At 62.4% G+C, this 18,121-nt stretch carries 15 protein-coding genes; 6 read left to right on the plus strand and 9 right to left on the minus strand.

What is annotated here, in order from left to right; all coding sequences use genetic code 11:
* The first annotated feature begins 305 nt into the window (after positions 1-305).
* The 3 genes from NPS29_RS27425 to NPS29_RS27435 are packed head-to-tail and all read left to right on the plus strand — an operon-like array spanning position 306 to position 2,200.
* Positions 306-596, plus strand: coding sequence for a hypothetical protein (locus tag NPS29_RS27425; RefSeq protein WP_274136582.1), 291 nt, complete (start codon positions 306-308; stop codon positions 594-596).
* Positions 593-1,465, plus strand: coding sequence for a DUF72 domain-containing protein (locus tag NPS29_RS27430; protein ID WP_274136583.1), 873 nt, complete (start codon positions 593-595; stop codon positions 1,463-1,465). Before NPS29_RS27425 ends, NPS29_RS27430 begins: the two co-directional genes overlap by 4 nt.
* A gap of 36 nt (positions 1,466-1,501) precedes the next feature.
* The gene (locus NPS29_RS27435) at positions 1,502-2,200 is read left to right on the plus strand and encodes an extensin family protein (protein ID WP_274136584.1); all 699 of its coding nucleotides are present in this window, start codon (positions 1,502-1,504) and stop codon (positions 2,198-2,200) included.
* An 8-nt stretch (positions 2,201-2,208) separates the two neighbouring features.
* Here NPS29_RS27435 and NPS29_RS27440 read toward each other — a convergent pair whose 3' ends face one another.
* Complete coding sequence (locus NPS29_RS27440) at positions 2,209-2,841, minus strand: energy transducer TonB (RefSeq protein WP_274136585.1); 633 nt, start codon at positions 2,839-2,841, stop codon at positions 2,209-2,211.
* 98 nt (positions 2,842-2,939) lie between these two features.
* Here NPS29_RS27440 and NPS29_RS27445 point away from each other — a divergent pair, with 98 nt between their 5' ends.
* On the plus strand, positions 2,940-3,725 hold the full coding sequence (locus NPS29_RS27445; RefSeq protein WP_274136586.1) for a class I SAM-dependent methyltransferase: 786 nt from the start codon (positions 2,940-2,942) through the stop codon (positions 3,723-3,725).
* A 129-nt stretch (positions 3,726-3,854) separates the two neighbouring features.
* Here NPS29_RS27445 and NPS29_RS27450 read toward each other — a convergent pair whose 3' ends face one another.
* Positions 3,855-4,484, minus strand: a complete 630-nt coding sequence (locus NPS29_RS27450; RefSeq protein ID WP_274136587.1) for a TetR/AcrR family transcriptional regulator — start codon at positions 4,482-4,484, stop codon at positions 3,855-3,857.
* A 108-nt stretch (positions 4,485-4,592) separates the two neighbouring features.
* Between NPS29_RS27450 and NPS29_RS27455 the strand changes: the two genes are divergently transcribed.
* Together NPS29_RS27455 and NPS29_RS27460 are read left to right on the plus strand one after the other, a co-directional pair.
* Complete coding sequence (locus NPS29_RS27455) at positions 4,593-5,705, plus strand: efflux RND transporter periplasmic adaptor subunit (protein ID WP_274136588.1); 1,113 nt, start codon at positions 4,593-4,595, stop codon at positions 5,703-5,705.
* A gap of 6 nt (positions 5,706-5,711) precedes the next feature.
* Positions 5,712-8,786 carry an efflux RND transporter permease subunit gene (locus NPS29_RS27460; RefSeq protein WP_274136589.1) on the plus strand — a complete coding sequence of 1,025 codons (3,075 nt, stop codon included), beginning with the start codon at positions 5,712-5,714 and terminating at the stop codon, positions 8,784-8,786.
* Between the two features lie 179 nt (positions 8,787-8,965).
* Here NPS29_RS27460 and NPS29_RS27465 read toward each other — a convergent pair whose 3' ends face one another.
* From NPS29_RS27465 to NPS29_RS27495, 7 genes are all read right to left on the minus strand, one after another.
* Complete coding sequence (locus tag NPS29_RS27465; RefSeq protein ID WP_274136590.1) at positions 8,966-9,655, minus strand: DUF4197 domain-containing protein; 690 nt, start codon at positions 9,653-9,655, stop codon at positions 8,966-8,968.
* A 39-nt stretch (positions 9,656-9,694) separates the two neighbouring features.
* Complete coding sequence (locus NPS29_RS27470; protein ID WP_274136591.1) at positions 9,695-10,096, minus strand: YbaY family lipoprotein; 402 nt, start codon at positions 10,094-10,096, stop codon at positions 9,695-9,697.
* 132 nt (positions 10,097-10,228) lie between these two features.
* Complete coding sequence (gene plsB, locus NPS29_RS27475; RefSeq protein WP_274136592.1) at positions 10,229-12,721, minus strand: glycerol-3-phosphate 1-O-acyltransferase PlsB; 2,493 nt, start codon at positions 12,719-12,721, stop codon at positions 10,229-10,231.
* 181 nt (positions 12,722-12,902) lie between these two features.
* Entirely contained in the window at positions 12,903-13,280 is a 378-nt protein-coding gene (locus NPS29_RS27480) for a hypothetical protein (protein ID WP_274136593.1), read from the minus strand.
* Between the two features lie 28 nt (positions 13,281-13,308).
* Positions 13,309-14,118 carry a putative RNA methyltransferase gene (locus NPS29_RS27485; RefSeq protein ID WP_274136594.1) on the minus strand — a complete coding sequence of 270 codons (810 nt, stop codon included), beginning with the start codon at positions 14,116-14,118 and terminating at the stop codon, positions 13,309-13,311.
* The gene (dapE, locus tag NPS29_RS27490) at positions 14,118-15,260 is read right to left on the minus strand and encodes a succinyl-diaminopimelate desuccinylase (protein WP_274136595.1); all 1,143 of its coding nucleotides are present in this window, start codon (positions 15,258-15,260) and stop codon (positions 14,118-14,120) included. The genes NPS29_RS27485 and dapE overlap by 1 nt, the downstream gene beginning before the upstream one ends.
* Before the next feature lie 97 nt (positions 15,261-15,357).
* Complete coding sequence (locus NPS29_RS27495; protein ID WP_274136596.1) at positions 15,358-17,946, minus strand: glycosyltransferase family 2 protein; 2,589 nt, start codon at positions 17,944-17,946, stop codon at positions 15,358-15,360.
* Positions 17,947-18,121: the final 175 nt, after the last annotated feature.

The raw sequence follows: 18,121 nt of genomic DNA on the forward strand, positions 1-18,121 counted from the left end.
CCGGCGGGAGCGATCTTGAGGCCGCCCCCGCCGGCAAGCCGTGCTGCTACGGGCCGGTGTTCGCATCTGTAGGAGCGCGCTTGCCCGCGACGGGGCCCTCGAAATCGCCTCCTGGCGCACCGGCAACGCACGCCTTATTTGCGACCTGAGTCACACCATTTGCTACCGTTCGGCGACAAATGCGGGTTTTCTGCCCGGTGGTTTCAAACATTTCGCGATAAGTGTGGTCTAGTTATCGTTCGCGAGTTTGCTTCAGGCGCTTCGTGAGATTAAATTGCCACCATATATACGCCGAGTAAGCATTGATGCGGATCACCGGTCCTTCAAATCGTTCGTACCCGATCAAGCGCAAGCCACGCAAAGGCTCTGCGGTGATCGACAACGCCTCTGAAGAAGTGATCGACGACGTTGAAGTCGTTGCGCAGCAGCCTCGTCGTCAAACCGGCAGCACGGCCAATGTGCCTGCTCGCCAGCAAGACATCATTTTCCCCCGTGCCATGAGCACCCGTGTGGCTCATGCGCTGAGCAGCTATCTGACGACTTCGACATTCGTGGATTGGGATCTTGAAGTCTCGGGACTCGACCTTCACGTTTGAACCTCGCCAACCCGCCTTACTACATCGGTTGTCCGTCCTGGAGTGAGAACGCCTGGCGCGAATCGCTTTATCCGCCCGATGCCCGCAGTACCGATTTTCTTGAGTTGTATGCCCAGGTCTTCAATGCCGTGGAGGGCAACACTACCTTTTACGCCCGGCCCAAGGACAGCACGGTTCAGCGCTGGGCGCAGGTATTGCCCGAGCATTTTCGTTTCACCGCCAAGTTTCCCGGCGACATCAGCCACGCCGGGGATCTGCGCGAGCCCCTGACGGCTGCCGAAGATTTCCTCAAGTTGCTCGCTCCGTTAGGGGCGCGCGTACAGCCATTGTGGCTGCAACTGCCAGCCAGCTTCACGCCCAATCGCCTGGGCGAGCTGGCGACTTTCATCGATGCCTTGGTCGGGCGCGAGCTGGCGGTGGAAGTGCGTCACATGGCGTTTTTCAACAAGGGCGAGGAGGAGCGCATGCTCAATCGCCTGCTGCTTGATCGCGGCGTGGAGCGCATCTGTCTGGATTCAAGGCCGCTGTTCAGCTGCATCAGCCGCGATCCGGCGGTGCTGCATGCGCAGTCGAAAAAGCCGAAAGTCCCGGCGCGGCCAGCTGCGTTGACGCATTTTCCTCAGGTGCGCTTTATCGGCCGGCCTGAGCTGGACGCCAATGACCCTTTCGTCCAGCAGTGGGCGCAGAAGGTCGCAGGCTGGATCGAGGAAGGGCGCACGCCTTACGTGTTTCTGCACACCCCGGACAACCTCCAGGCGCCTGAGCTTGCGCGACGTTTCCACAGCCAGTTGATGAAATTGCTGCCGGGGTTGCCCGAATTGCCTGTGCTCGATCGTGGGCCACAAGTGGAGCAACTCGGGCTGCTGTGAGGTCGATAGGGTGCACGCCTATCGGAAACCCTGCTCATGCGCGGCTCGACCCTGTTTCTCATTTTTCTGCTGATCGGCGCCGGTGTCGCGGTGTCCATCTGGCGTGGCTGGCTGCCGCTGGCGGATCGCTGGAACCCTTGGGCGCCACTGGATGTGCGCCAGCCGCCCGGTCTGCTGACCCCCTTCAAACTCTGGCGCCTGCGTGACAACCCGGCGCTGTGCGAGCAGGCGCTGCAAAGCTCCAGCCTGCGCTACGCCCATCAGGCTGACAGCCGCGCCGATGCGAAATGCCCCTTGACCGACACCTTGCGCATATCCGGCGGGGACGTGGCATTGAGCAGCAGCTTCGTGTCCAGTTGCCCCTTGGCGGTCGCCTACGCGCTGTTCGAGATTCATGGGCTGCAACCGGCGGCGCAGGCGGTGTTCGGGCAGCGGGTGGTTCAGGTCGATCATCTGGGCAGCTTCGCCTGCCGCAACGTCTACAACCGCAGCGAAGGGCGCCTCAGCCAGCATGCGTCAGCCAACGCGTTGGACATCGCCGGGTTTCGTCTGGCAGACGGCAGGCGCATTTCCGTGCTCAAGGACTGGAACGATGAAGGCGATAAAGGGAAGTTTCTGAGGCAGGTACGCGATGATGCCTGCAAGCAGTTCAATACAGTATTAGGACCGGATTACAACGCCGCGCACCGCAGTCATTTTCACGTCGATATGGGGCGCTGGCAGGTGTGTCGCTAAGCGTGCGTTTAGGCGGCAATCCGCAAATTCTGCAACACGATTGGGCGCGCCCAGCCGTTGTCGAATTCCAGATTGCGCTGTTGTTCGGTCATTTCTTCAGCGCTGTAGGGCGTGGCAGGCTTGTCGGCCAGGTCCCATTCGAACTCGGCGATCGGCAGGAACAGTGGGCGCGGCTGAGGGCCGGGGCCTGGATCGACGCTGTCGTCGTAGGGGTTCATGACGGTGGGGCGTACCCAGTTCTCGTCGAATTCCAGATTGCGCTGCTGCTCGATCAGTTCGGCGGCGCTGAAAGGCACGGCAGGCTTGTCGGCCAAGTCCCATTCGAATTCCGCGATGGGCAGGAACAGCGGCTCAGGGGGCGCCACTTCAGTGTCTTGCACCGGGCATTCGCGTTGCTCGACGATTTTGCTCAGGGTCCGGGCACCAGCGACAGGCTCGCCGGTCATGCTGTCCGTCGCGGCGGCGACGGCGCTGTATTGCGGTGTGGTGCCGGCGTTGTCGTCGACCTGCTGGGCCATTGCACGGGCAAACGCATCCTGCCAGAGCTGCGTGACGCCGCTCAGGGTTTCGGTATTGCGTACGCTGTAGTCGCCTGCGTACGTCAGATAACCTATCGATGCTGTTTGCTGAATGTCTGACATAAGCGCTCAGTACATGCCGTGGGTCTGGCAAAATGCCGGATACTTTCGTTATCGGCAGATGTTGCCAATCATTAAGAAAATTTGAGTGTGTTAACGCAATGACTGAGCAGCAGGCGGGCAACCGCATTCGGGTCGAAACCCTGACCACCGACGGGCAACAGACAGCCGTACACTGGGCTGAGCGCCTGGGCTTGCCGATGGACGCTGCCGAGGCGGATTTTGCCTTGCAGGTCAGCGACGATGGCCTCCAGTTGCAGCAATTGGGCGACGATGCTCCGGGGCCGGTGCGGGTCGATTTCGTCGAAGGCAAGGCGGCCCACCGGCGTCTGTTCGGCGGCGGCAGCGGGCAGATGATCGCCAAGGCAGTGGGTATTCAGCCGGGGGTTCGCCCCCGTGTCCACGATGCCACGGCGGGGCTTGGCAAGGATGCGTTCGTGCTGGCGAGCCTGGGGTGCGAGATCAGCCTGAGCGAGCGCCAGCCGATCATCGCCGCGCTGCTGGAAGACGGCCTGGCCCGTGGCGCGCAGGATCTGGATGTGGGGCCTATCATCGGCCAGATGCGCCTGTTGACCGGTAATTCCATCGAGCTGATGCGCAACTGGCAGGGCGAACCGCCGCAGGTGATCTACCTCGATCCGATGTTTCCGCACCGCGAGAAAACCGCGCTGGTGAAAAAGGAAATGCGCCTGTTCCGCCCGCTGGTGGGCGATGATCTGGACGCCCCGGCGCTGCTCGCCGCCGCGCTGGATCTGGCGACCCATCGCGTGGTGGTCAAACGCCCGCGCAAGGCGCCGTGCATCGAAGGCACCAAACCGGGTTATGCGCTGGATGGCAAGTCCAGCCGGTATGACATTTACCCCAAGAAAGCGTTGAAAGGGGTGTAAACGCTTACCTGTAGGAGTGAGCTTGCTCGCGATAGCGGTATTTCAGACAATTCGGTATGACTGATACATCGTAATCGCGAGCAAGCTCACTCCTACAGGATCGGGATCAGAGCGAAAGGTGTGGCAGTCTCACGCCCTGTACGCCTTCAAAAACAACCCCACCACTTCCTGCACATGCTGCTCGCCGGCGTGTTCATCGGGCGGGGTGCCGTTGCCGATCAGCAGGCGGAAGTTGCACACGCCCTTGATCAGGCTCAGAAAATGCCCGGCTGCCCGCAGCGGTGAATCGAAGTGCAGCCCTTGGGTGTCATTCACCCGCGTCAGAAACCGCTCCATTTCCTGCAGGATGTGCTGCGGTCCGGCCTCGAAAAACACCTCTGACAACTTCGAATCCTGAGTGCCCAGCGCAATCATCAACCGATGCAATTCGATGGACTCCGGGCTGTTGATCAGCACCTGAAAGCCTCTGGCAATACCCAGCAACACTTTTTCAACAGGCTCCTGAGCCGACACATTCAGGAAAAGCTCGGGCACCTGCTCCTCACAGCGGGCCAGCACCGCCGCTGAAAACAGCGTCTCCTTGTCATTGAAATGGCTGTACACGGTCAGCTTGGAAACCCCGGCCTCAGCGGCGACGGCGTCCATGCTGGTGCTCGCGTAGCCGTTGCGCACGAACAGATTCTTGGCCGCTTCAAGGATGGCCAGGCGCTTGGCCGGATCCTTCGGGCGGCCGGGGCCGGCAGGGGTGGCGTCGTTCATTCGGTCTTCAGGCATCTGTATTTTATTAGTGGACTGTTCAGTTCGGTAATTCTTAATATACTCGCCAGTACAATTATTCAGAGCTCCCTTTTGCCAAGGTGCCACATCATGTTTCGCGATGCCTTGTTCCTTGCTGTGCCCATCAGTCTGGTGTCGCTGCTGGCGGGCTGTGGTCAGGACGTGTCAGTCCCGGCCACGGTACGTCCGGCCATGGTAGTGCAACCGGTCCCGTCATCCCAATCCATGGACAGCTATCCTGGTGAAGTGCGCGCCCGGTTCGAGCCTGATCTGGCGTTCCGCATTGGCGGCAAGGTCAGCAAGCGCCTGGTCGAGGAGGGCGAGCGGGTCAAGGCCAACCAGCCACTGGCCGAGCTCGACGCGCAGGATGTGCGTCTGCAACTGGATGCGAGCCGCGCGCAGGTCGCTGCCGCCGAAGCCAATCTGCAGATGGTCCGCTCCGAGCGTGACCGTTACAAGACGCTGATGGAACGGCAGATGGTCAGCAAATCCCAATACGACAACGCCGAAAACCTGTATCGCGCCGGTGATGCCCGTCTCAAGCAGATGAAGGCCGAACTGACCGTTGCCGACAATCAGACCAGCTACGCCGTGCTTCGTGCCTCCCAGGATGGCGTGGTAGCCAAGCGCCTGGTTGAGGTGGGGCAGGTGGTCGCTGCGGGCCAGACGGTGTTTACCCTGGCCGCCGATGGCGAACGGGAAGTCTCCATCAGCCTGCCGGAGCAGAATTATGGCCGCTTCAAGATCGGCGACCCGGTGTCGGTCGAGCTGTGGACCCAGCGCGATCAACGCTTCGCTGGCCGCATCCGCGAGCTGTCTCCGGCGGCCGACCCGCGGTCGAGAACCTTCGCCGCGCGCATCGCTTTCTCCGGCAACAAGGTGGCGGCGGAGCTTGGGCAGAGTGCGCGGGTGTTTATCCAGTCCGAGCACAGCGTGCCGTTGTCGGTGCCGCTGTCGGCGGTGACGGCCGAGAATGGCGCCACTTACGTCTGGCGTCTGCAAAGCGACAACACCCTCAAACGCACCCCGGTGCAAGTGGGCGCCTACGGGCAGGAGTCGGTGCCGGTGCTGAGCGGCCTGAACGCCAGCGATTGGGTGGTGGCCGCCGGGGTGCATGTGCTGCACGAAGGCGAGCAGGTGCGTCCGGTGGATCGCAGCAATCGGGCAGTGAAGCTGGCAAGCCAGTCGACGAGCGGGGAGTAAGCACGGATGCGTTTCAACCTTTCCGAATGGGCCCTGCGCAATCGGCAGATGGTCCTTTACCTGATGATTCTGCTGGCGGTTGTCGGCGCGCTGTCCTACACCAAACTGGGGCAAAGCGAAGACCCGCCCTTCACCTTCAAAGCCATGGTGATCCGCACGCTCTGGCCCGGTGCCAGCGCCGACGAAGTGGCGCGCCAGGTCACCGACCGCATCGAAAAGAAGCTGATGGAAACCGGCGACTACGAGCGCATCGTCTCGTTCTCCCGCCCCGGTGAATCCCAGGTGACGTTCATGGCCCGGGATTCGCTGGTCTCGGCCAAACTGCCGGAGCTGTGGTATCAGATCCGCAAGAAGATCGGCGACATCCGCCAGACTCTGCCGGCAGGTACCCAAGGGCCGTTCTTCAACGACGAGTTCGGCACCACCTTCGGCAATATCTACGCACTGACCGGCGAAGGCTTCGACTACGCCGTGCTCAAGGACTACGCCGACCGTATCCAGATTCAACTGCAACGGGTCAAGGATGTGGGCAAGGTCGAGCTGCTCGGCCTGCAGGACGAGAAGATCTGGATCGAGCTGTCCAACGTCAAGCTGGCGACCCTGGGCTTGCCGCTGTCTGCGGTGCAACAGGCGCTGGAAGCCCAGAACGCCGTGGTGGCAGCAAGCTTCTTCGAGACCCCCAGCGAGCGCATCCAGCTACGGGTGAGCGGGCGCTTCCAGACGGTCGATCAGATTCGTGATTTCCCGATTCGCGTGGGCGAACGCACCTTCCGTATCAGCGACCTGGCCGAGGTGCGCCGTGGCTTCAACGATCCGCCCGCACCGCGCATGCGTTTCATGGGCGAAGACGCCATCGGCCTGGCCGTGGCCATGAAGGACGGCGGCGACATTCTGGTGCTGGGCAAGGCGCTGGAAGGTGAGTTCGCCCGCCTGCAGAACAACCTGCCGGCCGGGATGCAACTGCGCAAGGTGTCCGATCAGCCGGCGGCGGTGAAAACCAGTGTGGGCGAGTTCGTCCAGGTGCTGGCCGAGGCGCTGGGCATCGTGTTGCTGGTGAGTTTCTTTTCGTTGGGCGTGCGCACCGGCATGGTGGTCGCGCTGGCGATTCCGGTGGTGTTGGCCATGACCTTCGCCACCATGTATTACCTGGGCATCGGCCTGCACAAGATTTCCCTTGGCGCCCTGGTGCTGGCGCTGGGCTTGCTGGTGGACGACGCGATCATTGCCGTGGAAATGATGGCGATCAAGATGGAACAGGGCTATGACCGGCTCAAGGCCGCGAGCTTCGCGTGGACCAGCACGGCCTTTCCGATGCTCACTGGCACCCTCATCACCGCAGCGGGGTTCCTGCCGATTGCCACCGCGCAGTCGAGCACCGGGGAATACACCCGCTCGATCTTTCAGGTGGTGACCATCGCCTTGCTGGCCTCGTGGGTGGCGGCGGTGGTGTTCGTGCCGTATCTGGGCGAGCGGCTGTTGCCGGATCTGGCGAAAATTCACGCGGCCAAACATGGTACGGGCCCGGATGCGCCCGACCCCTATGGCACCGCGTTCTACGAGCGGGTCAGGGCATTGGTGGGGTGGTGCGTGCGGCGGCGCAAGACGGTGATCGTGCTGACCATCGCGCTGTTCGTGCTGTCGATCTTCAGCTTCCGTTTCGTGCCGCAGCAGTTTTTCCCGGCCTCGGGCAGGCTTGAGCTGATGGTCGATCTGAAGCTGGCGGAAGGTTCGTCCCTGAGCAATACGGCAGAACAGGTCAATCGGCTGGAGGCCATGCTCAAGGCGCATCCGGGCGTCGAGAATTACGTGGCGTATGTGGGCACCGGCTCGCCGCGTTTCTACCTGCCGCTGGACCAGCAGTTGCCTGCGGCGAGCTTTGCGCAATTCGTGGTGCTGGCCAAGACCATCGAGGATCGCGAATCCCTGCGCACCTGGCTGATCCAGACCATGGACGAGCAGTTCCCGATGCTGCGCCCTCGGGTCACCCGCCTGGAAAACGGCCCGCCCGTGGGCTATCCGGTGCAGTTCCGGGTGACCGGCGAGCACATCGAGGATGTCCGCATGCTGGCGCGCAAGGTCGCCGCCAAGGTTCGCGAGAACCCGCATGTGGTCAACGTGCACCTGGATTGGGAAGAGCCGAGCAAGGTGGTCTACCTCAATATCGATCAGGACCGCGCCCGGGCGCTGGGGGTGACCACCGGTGATCTGTCGCGCCTGCTGCAAAGTCAGCTGACCGGGTCGAGCGTCAGCCAGTACCGCGAGGATGACGAACTGATCGAGATCCTGCTGCGTGGCACCGAGCAGGAGCGTCATGAGCTGGGTGCGTTGTCGAGCCTGTCGGTGCCTACTGCCAATGGCAGCAGTGTCGCGCTGTCTCAGGTAGCGACTCTGGAATACGGTTTTGAAGAAGGCATCATCTGGCACCGCAATCGCCTGCCGAACGTCACCATCCGCGCCGACATCTACGGCAAGGAGCAGCCGGCCACGCTGGTCAACCAGATCTGGCCGACGCTGGATGAAGTGCGCGCGCAACTGCCTGACGGGTATCTGCTGGAGGTGGGCGGGACGGTGGAGGATTCCACGCGCGGGCAGAATTCGGTGAATGCCGGGGTGCCGCTGTTCATCGTGGTGGTGCTGACGCTTTTGATGATTCAGCTGCGCAGTTTCTCACGCACGTTCATGGTATTTCTGACGGCGCCGTTGGGGTTGATCGGGGTGACGCTGTTCCTGCTGATCTTCCGTCAGCCGTTCGGGTTTGTGGCGATGCTCGGCACCATTGCGCTGTCGGGGATGATCATGCGCAACTCGGTGATTCTGGTGGACCAGATCGAACAGGACATTGCCGCCGGGCTCGATCGCTGGCAAGCGATCATCGAAGCCACGGTGCGCCGCTTCCGGCCCATCGTGCTGACCGCGCTGGCGGCGGTACTGGCGATGATCCCGCTGTCACGCAGCGTGTTCTTCGGGCCGATGGCGGTGGCCATCATGGGCGGGTTGATCGTTGCCACGGCGTTGACGCTGCTGTTCCTGCCAGCGCTGTACGCCGCCTGGTTCAAAGTCCGGCGCGACGAGCACCCGTAGCAGCGCTTTGCAGGTGTCCACAATGGTTGAGTGGCCGGGATCTGTGGGAGCGGGCTTGCCCGCGAAGGCGGTGGATCAGACACCGTTCAGGCGTCTGGCCTGGCGCATTCGCGGGCAAGCCCGCTCCCACAGGTTATCGGTACGGCCCTTGGATCTGTGTTCGAAACCCGATCCTGCGGTTACAACACTCCAAACACCTTCTTGGCCAGACTCGTCGCCGCGGCGGCGGGGTTGGCGCGGATGCCTTCTTCCTGATTGGCGATCATTTCGAACAGGCCGTCCAGGGCTTTTTCGGTCACGTAACCCTCGATGTTCGAGTCTTTCGCATCGACCACGCCCAGACTGGCGGCCTTGCCCGCAAAGCTGTTGTACTGCTGTGCCAGGCCCACTTTATCGGTGGCCTGCTTGACGATCGGCAGGAACTTGGCGCGGATCTGCTCGCGGCTGGACTTGTTCAGGTACTGGGTGGCCGAATCCTTGCCGCCAGCCAGAATGCCCTTGGCGTCGGTCACGCTCATCTTCTTCACGGCATCCACGAGAATCGCCTGGGCCTGCGGAACAGCGGCTTCTGCGGCCTGGTTCATGCTGGTTTCCAGTTGGTCGACCTGCGATCCCATCCCCAGCAGCTTCATCTTGCTCGCCACTTTGCCGAGTTTGCCCGGCAGTTCGATGCGCACGTCCTTGTTGTTATTGAAGCCGCCGGGCACGCCCAGTTGCTTGACGGCGATCTGCGCGCCCTGGGTCAGCGCGTCTTTCAGGCCGCCCGTGGCATCCGATTGCGAGAGATCACCCAAGGACAACGCGAAGGCGCTGGCCGACAACAACAGGCCGGCGCACAGGCCCGTGAACGACGATAAGCGAAGCAGCATGAGGTAACGTCCTTATGAAGGTGTGTAACGGGGAGAAGGCTAGTGGGCCGGGTTCACGCGGACCTTCACCGGCGGCTTTTCTTCCAGCGTGAGGTCGACAGTGTAGCGCTCGGTACTGATCATCAACAGTTTGCCGCCATCTTCGATACGGGCGCTGACCGCATAGGTATGCCCCGGCTTGACCTGTTTTTGATCGTAGGTCAGGTGGAAGGGCAGCGGCACCTGGCCCTTGATCGGACCTTTCTGGTTGGCAAGGGTGACGGCAGGGGCATCGGCCAGCGACACGTCCTGCAAGGCGACTTCCAGCGTCGCGGTCGGCGGCAGTGCGATGCGTTGCAGGTAGAACACTTCGCCATCGACCTTGCCTGGCAGGTTGTCCGGGTCATGGCCGGCGCAGGCGGTCAGCAGGGCGGCCATCAGGGGCATGAGCAGGTATTTCATTGGGTAGATCTCCTTGTGGTGCACGCAGGGTCTCTGTAGGAGTGAGCTTGCTCGCGATAGCGGTACGTCAGATGCCTGTGTCTTGGCTGACCTGGCGCCATCGCGAGCAAGCTCACTCCTACAGGCGTGGGGTCAGACGCTAATGTCCGGTTCTAGGACCCCATCATCCCGGTGCAGTGCCACCTGGCGGATCGAAAGACGTATTTCAGCAGGTAACACGCGCTTGGCGGCGCCTTCCGCCAGCTCGCCCAGCAGCTCGTGATAACCCAGCTTGCCGTTCTCGTCCTTGCGCAGCACGTCCTGATCCAGCAGCGTCTGGATGAAGTGACGGAACAGGCTCTTGTCGAAGAACTCCGGTGCGTTCAGGCCATGCAGGATCGACAGGCGCTGGGCCATGATCGTGCACAGGTCTTCCAGCTCTTCGGCGCTGAGGCTGTTCTGCCCGCTGTTGAGCAGCAGCGCGATAGCCATGTAGAAACGCTGTAGCGTCTGCGCGATGGCCCGGGACAGCAACGTCAGCAGCACGAAATGCCGCGAACTTGGCGCCGGACGCAGATACACGTCGTTCTCGAAGCGTAGCAAACCCTGCTCGACGAACGCGGCCAGCCACTGGTCAATCGCGCCGTCCAATTCGTCAAGCGACCAGCGAATGAACAGCTCCGATTGCAGGTACGGATACAGCGCCCGGGCATAACGCAGCACCTGTTCGCGGCTCATGCGCGACGAACTCTGGAAGAAGCTCGCGAGCAGTGAAGGCAGGGCGAAGATGTGCAACACGTTGTTGCGGTAGTAGGTCATCAGCACCGCGTTCTGCTCGTCCAGATACAGAATGCGGCCCAGCGCGTCCTTCTGCTCGGACAGCAGGTCCATGCCCTTGACGTGCTCGATCAGCGCCCGGCCATCGCCTTCGGGCAATGTGGTATGGGGCGAGTAGGGCACGCTGCGCAACAGCGTCAGGTAAAGGTCCAGCACTCGCGCCAGGGCCTGATCATCCAGTGCGTGCTTGTTGGTCGAAAGCAAGGCCAGCGCCACCAGGTTCACCGGATTGACCGCCGCCGCCTCGTTCAGGTGACGGGCCACCCGTTCGCCGAGGCGGTGAGTGGTTTCGTTCAGCCACGCAGGCTTGAACACCGGCCCCAGTTCCTGGGCGCGCCAGTCGGGCTGCTCGTGATCGAGGAAGTCGGCCAGCTTGATCGGCTCGCCGAAGTTGACCGCCACCTGGCCGAAGCGCTGCTTGAGCGCGCCGATGACCTTGAAGATGTCGAAGATCGACTCTTTCTTTTTCGCCGCGCCCCGCAGTTCGCCCAGGTAGGTGCGGCCTTCGAGTACGCGCTCGTAGCCGATGTAAACCGGTACGAACACGATCGGTGTGCGCGAGTTGCGCAGGTAGCTGCGCAGGGTGATGGCCAGCATGCCGGTCTTGGGTTGCAGCATGCGGCCGGTGCGCGAGCGTCCGCCTTCGACGAAGTATTCCACCGGGAAACCCTTGGTGAACAGGGTATGCAGGTACTCGTTGAACACGGCGGTGTACAGCGGATTGCCCTTGAAGGTGCGGCGCATGAAGAACGCGCCGCCCCGGCGCAGCAGCCCGCCGATCACCGGCATGTTGAGGTTGATGCCGGCGGCGATGTGCGGCGGGGTCAGGCCGTTGCGGAACAACAGGTAGGACAGCAGCAGGTAGTCGATATGGCTGCGGTGGCAGGGCACGTAGATGATCTCGTTGCCCTGGGCGACGTTCTGCACGCCTTCCAGATGGCTGACCTTGATGCCGTCGTAGATCTTGTTCCAGAACCAGCTGAGCACCACTTCCAGGAAGCGGATCGCGGTGTAGGTGTAGTCCGAGGCAATCTCATTGCCATAGTGCAGGGCTTTTTCCCGCGCCTTGGCTTCGCTGATCTTCTCCCGCGCCGCCTCTTCGAGAATCGCCTGCTTGACCAGCGGGTCAGCGACCAGACCCTTCACCAGATTACGGCGGTGGGAAATGTCCGGGCCGATCACGGCAGTCTTCAGGTTGCGGAAATGCACGCGCAGCAGGCGCTGGGCCATGCGCACGGTGCGCTCGTAGCCCTTGTTTTCATCGACCAGCTCACGCAGGTGAATGGGCGCGGAGAACTGCACGCGGGTCTTGCGCCCCAGAATCAGAATGGTGATGAACTTGCGCAGCCTTCCTGTGACGGCCCAACTGTCGGCGAACAGCAGTTTCCACGGGCTGTCTTCCTTGTCCGGGGACTGGCCCCAGAACACGCTGACCGGAATGATCTGCGCGTCTTCGGCGGCATTCTGGCTGACCGCACCGACCAGGCGCTCCAGCACCGGCGGCGCGCCGCTCTTGTCCTGACGGCCCAGCCAGTCGGGTTCTGGCGTCAGGTAGAAGAACGCGGCAGGCTCCGACAGGTTGCCTCCCACCACCGGCAGCACCGGGCGCGGCAACCCGGCCTTGCGGCATTCGCGGTCGAGCACGGCCAGGTCCGCCAGCGAAGGGTTCTGCAGGGCGTAGAACACCGGGCGGCTGCGGTCCAGATTCAGGGTGAAGGACGATTGGTTGATCGTCTCCGAACGTACCCACAGGTACAGCACACGACGCAGGGCGCCGAACACAAGACGACGAAACGGGGAACGGGTCATACGAATTCTGCGCAGAGGGGCCTTGGCCCACGAAGCGGTCAGTTTGCCGGATATGGCGGGGATGGGCAAAGCGGGAGGGGAGTGGAGTATCGATCCGTAGCAGCCGGGCTTGCCCGCGGGGGCGATCTTGAGGACGCTCCCGCCGGCAAGCCATGCTGCTACGAGGTATATGTGTGGGGTCTTACGAGGTACGCCAGGTGATTTCTTCCTCACCGTCGGCACTGATGCGGATCCAGCGGTCGGCGTCTTCGTCGTTTTCTTCCTCGACCCACGTCCCCGGTGCGCAGCGCACTTCGACGTTCATGGCGGCGAAGGCGGCGCGGGCGCAGGCGATGTCGTCGTCCCACGGCGTCTTGTCGCTGTCCAGGCACAGGCTGTTCCATTTGCCCACGGCTTTGGGAATCCAGGTTACGGGAATGTCACCCGCCTTGCATTTCCAGGTCTGGCCGCGCTGGACCCACTCGCTGCACGGGCCGATATCGGCGGTCAGCCAGGCGGTAATGGCCTTGTGATCGACGTCAGCGTCTTTCAGGTAAATCTCGATGTCGGGTTGGCGCATGAATGCCTCGTAGAAGTGTTTCTGTCGGTCAGTGCCGAACGAAATAATCGTAGCGCATGGAGACGGTGACCTCGAACGGCTCCGCCTGCTCAATGACACTGGCCCGGCGGTCGGCGCTGGCACGCCAGCCGTGGGGCGTCATGGCCAGCAAATTCGCGCGGGCCTGGCCGTCCACCAGCGTCAGCTTGAAGCTCAGGGTCTCGCTGTGTTGCTGGCTCATGCCTTCGGGTACCAGTGCGAGATGCTTGTCATCGGCGTAGTCGCGCACTTCGTCGTACAGACGCTGGCGCAATTCCATCAGGTGTTCGTTGGTCGGTCCTACGCGCATCAGGCCACCACCTGGGGACAGCAGGCGCTTGGCCTCGTCCCAGTCCAGCGGGCTGAACACACTGGCGATGAACTGGATGCTGGCGTCCGGCAGTGGCACCCGGGCCATGCTGGCGATCAACCAGCTCAGCTTCGGACTGCGTTTGCAGGCGCGCTTGACCGCCTCGCGGGAAATGTCCAGCGCGTAGCCGTCTGCCTGGGGCAGAGCCTCGGCGATTTGCGCGGTGTAATAACCCTCGCCACAGCCGATGTCCAGCCAGTGCTTTGGTGCGCGCTCGGCGGCCAGTTCAGCCAGCCGCCTGGCCACCGGGGCGTAATGCCCGGCATTGAGAAAGTCGCGGCGCGCCTCGACCATCGCCTGATTGTCGCCAGGGTCGCGGCTGTTCTTGTGCTGCACCGGCAGCAGGTTCAGGTAACCCTGACGCGCGCGGTCGAAGCGATGGCCGGCAGGGCAGACCACGCCGTTGTCCGCGTTATCGAGCGCAGCTGAGCAGATCGGGCAGGTCAGCATCAGGCGAGCAACTTGACCAGGGTCTGGTAGTAGATCTCGGTCAGCACGTCGAGATCGCTGGCCAGGATGCGTTCGTTGACCTGGTGGATCGTGGCGTTGACCGGACCCAGCTCGACCACCTGGGTGCCCAGGGTCGCGATGAAACGGCCATCGGAAGTGCCGCCGCTGGTGGACGCCTTGGTCTCGCGGCCGGTGACGCTCTTGATGCTGGCCGACACCGCATCGAGCAGCGCGCCCGGTTCGGTGAGGAACGGCAGGCCCGACAGCGCCCACTCCACGTGCCAGTCCAGCCCGTGCTTGTCGAGGATGTCGGCGACGCGCTTCTGCAGGCCTTCTACCGTGGATTCGGTGGAGAAGCGGAAGTTGAACACCGCGGTCAGGTCACCCGGAATCACGTTGGTCGCGCCGGTGCCGGAATGGATGTTGGAAATCTGGAAGCTGGTCGGCGGGAAGAACGCATTGCCTTCGTCCCAGTGCTCGGCGGCCAGTTCGGCCAGGGCCGGGGCTGCCAGGTGGATCGGGTTCTTCGCCAGGTGCGGGTAGGCCACGTGGCCCTGCACGCCCTTGACGGTGAGGGTCGCGCCGAGGGAGCCGCGACGGCCGTTCTTGACCACGTCACCCACCAGCGCGGTGCTCGACGGCTCGCCGACGATGCACCAGTCCAGACGCTCCTTGCGCGCCGCCAGACGCTCGACCACCGCCTTGGTACCGTGGTGCGCCGGGCCTTCTTCGTCGCTGGTGATCAGATAAGCGACCTTGCCCTTGTGGTTCGGGTAGTCGGCGACGAAGCGCTCGGTGGCGACGATCATCGACGCCAGGCTGCCTTTCATGTCGGCCGCGCCACGCCCGCAGAGCATGCCGTTTTCATCGATCAGCGCATCGAACGGGTCGTTTTGCCAGGCTTTCACCGGGCCCGTCGGCACCACGTCGGTGTGGCCGGCGAAGCACAGCACAGGGCCGTCCTGGGTGCCGTGGGTGGCCCAGAAATTATCCACATCCTCGATGCGCATCGGCTCCAGCGTGAAACCGGCGTCGCCCAGGTGTTTCATCATCACGGCCTGACAATCGGCGTCGAGCGGCGTGACCGATGGGCGACGGATCAGGTCGCAGGCGAGTTGCAGGGTGGGCGAGAGGTCTGTCATGAAGAGTCCGCGAAAGTCAGTGTGGAAACAAAACGGCAGGTATCTTAAAGCAAAACGGCGACCCGAAGGCCGCCGTTTGGTATAGCGCACAGATGTTTCAGACCGTAGCCGCCTGTTCAGCCGGTTTCGGCTTGGGCAGCGACGACAGGAACGCCATGATCAGCGCCGCCAGGTACGGCAGCGACTGCACCAGCAGCATGATGACCCAGAACCGCACGTCGTTGCTCGGCAGGCCCTGGACCAGGCAGATGCCCAGGGCTGCGCCCCACAGCAGCAACATGATGAACAGTTCTTCCCGGGCTTCCGAGATGGCCACCAGCAAGCCGTGGCTGTCGGCGTTTTTCGGGGTGCGGAAGAACGGGATGCTGCTGGTGAAGAAGCCGTACAGCACCGCCTTGGCGATGGTGTGCGACAGCGCAAGGCCGGCCAGGGCTGCGTAGAACGCATCCTTGAGGTTCACCCCCACGGCGCGGCGGTACAGGAAGATGATCTTGCCGACCTTGAAGAAGAACAGCGCCAGCGGCGGGATCGCGAAGATCAGCAGCGGTGGATCGACCCGGTTGGGCACGATGATCATCGCCGCCGACCACAACAGCGCACCGACGGTGAAGAAGATGTTCATGCCATCGGCCACCCACGGCAGCCAGCCCGCCAGGAAGTGGTAACGCTGGCCGCGGGTCAGCTCGGTGTCCTTGCCGCGCAGCAGGCTCGCTGCGTGCCGCTTGATGATCTGGATCGCGCCATAGGCCCAGCGGAAACGCTGCTTCTTGAAGTCGATGAAGGTGTCGGGCATCAATCCCTTGCCGTAGCTGTTGTGGGCGTAGGCGGCGGAATAGCCTTTTTCGAACACCCGCAGGCCCAGCTCTGCGTCTTCACAGATACACCAGTCGGCCCAGCCCAGTTCTTCAAGCACCGAGCGACGGGTCATGGTCATGGTGCCGTGCTGGATGATCGCGTCGCGGTCGTTGCGGGTCACCATGCCGATGTGGAAGAAGCCTTTGTATTCGGAGTAGCAGAGCTTCTTGAACGCGCTTTCATGTTGATCGCGGTAGTCCTGGGGCGACTGCACTACGGCGATTTTCGGGTCGGCGAAGTGCGGCACCATGTGCTTGAGCCAGTTGCGGTCGACGCAGTAGTCCGAGTCGATCACGGCAATCACTTCGGCGTCCTTGGCCGTGTGCGGAATCAGGTAGTTCAGCGCGCCGCCCTTGAAGCCTGCCAGAGGCGCGACGTGAAAGAACTTGAAGCGCTCGCCGAGCATCTCGCAGTGGGCCTTGACCGGTTCCCACACGGCCGGGTCCTTGGTGTTGTTGTCGATCAGCAGCACCTCGAAGTCTGGATAATCCAGCGCTGCCAGGGCGTTGAGGGTCTGTTTGACCATCTCTGGCGGCTCGTTGTAGCAAGGTACGTGAACCGAGACCTTCGGTCTGTAGGCTGAGTCCGCAACCACCGGCAGGAATTCACGACGGCGTTTGTGGGTCCAGACCGCTTCTGCCAGTTCATGGGCCTCGGTCATCAGTACGATGAATACACCGAACGCGCCCAGTGCCAGCAAGAATCCTACAAGCAGGCTGAACCAGGTGCTGTATTGCTGGCTGTAGTCGTAACCGATCCACACCAGCACCGAGCCACAGAGAAAGGCGATGAAAGTCAGGAAGGTGCGACCACGCTGGCGAAGGGCCGAGCCATCGATCAGCAGCAGGGCCAAGGCCAGCATTGCCAAGACCGCCGAGCCGATGGCCAGTACGCGCCACTGCGGGATCGCCACCACCGGGCCTTCGAAGTTGAATTTCTGCTGGCGCGCGGCGTTGTACACGCCCCAGTACGCACCGACCGAGCCTTCGTCGCTGGCCTTCCACGGCTGGTCGAAGGCCTCGATCACGAAGTAGTTGAAGCCCTGGCGGTTGAGTTTGTTGACCAGTGTGCGCAGGTAGATCGCCTGATCGGCCTGGGTCGCATCGGCGCCGCCGCGCATGTGGCCGTTACTCGGCCAGCCCACCTCGGACAGCAGCAGCGGTTTTTTCGGGAACATGCGCTTGAGTTCCCGGGCGCGGTCCAGCACGTACTGGCCGGATTTATCCATCGGGATGTATTCCCAGTACGGCAGGATGTGCGCGGCAATCAGGTCCACGTGTTTGGCAAGCTCGGGGTATTTCTCCCAGATGTGCCATTGCTCGGAGGTAGTGACCGGCACTTTGACCGCCGCCCGCACACGGTCGAGCAACGCCATCAGTTCCTTGGGCTTGATCTCTTCGCGAAACAGCGCTTCGTTACCGACCACCACGCGCACCACGCTGCGGGTGGTGTTGGCCAGTTCGATGGCTTTGTTGATCTCGCGTTCGTTGCGCTCCTGGTCCGGGCTGATCCAGATGCCCAGGGTCACGCGCAGGCCGAATTCCTCGGCGAGCTTGGGAATGTCCTGCAGGCTGCCGTCGACCGAGTAGATACGGATGTTGTCCGTTTCCTTGCTCATCAGTTCGAGGTCCTGACGCATTTCATCGTCGGACGGGTACACGCCTTTCTGTGGGCTTTGGCCCAGGCGGAAAGGGGAATAGGAGAATCCGGAGATCTGTTCAGGCCAGTTGGGGGCGGTCACGGGGCGGTTGATGAGCGCCCAGAAACCGGTGAACAGCGCGGCAATCGCCACGACGACTACCAGGTTGAGTCCAAATTTGCGGGATGGCATAGCGACTTCTGGTTCCAAAGGGGGAACGGGGAGGGGCCAACAGACGTCAGCCAGCACGAGCTTTGGCAGCTGACAAAGGTTGAAGTTCTATTCCGTAAAAAATGTAGTCCGTTTCCGATGTGCTTAGGAAAATTACCGGCACGTAGCAGCACGGCTTGCCGGCGGGGGCGATTTC

This window comes from Pseudomonas putida (genome assembly GCF_028682175.1).
Classification (GTDB): domain Bacteria; phylum Pseudomonadota; class Gammaproteobacteria; order Pseudomonadales; family Pseudomonadaceae; genus Aquipseudomonas; species Aquipseudomonas putida_AD.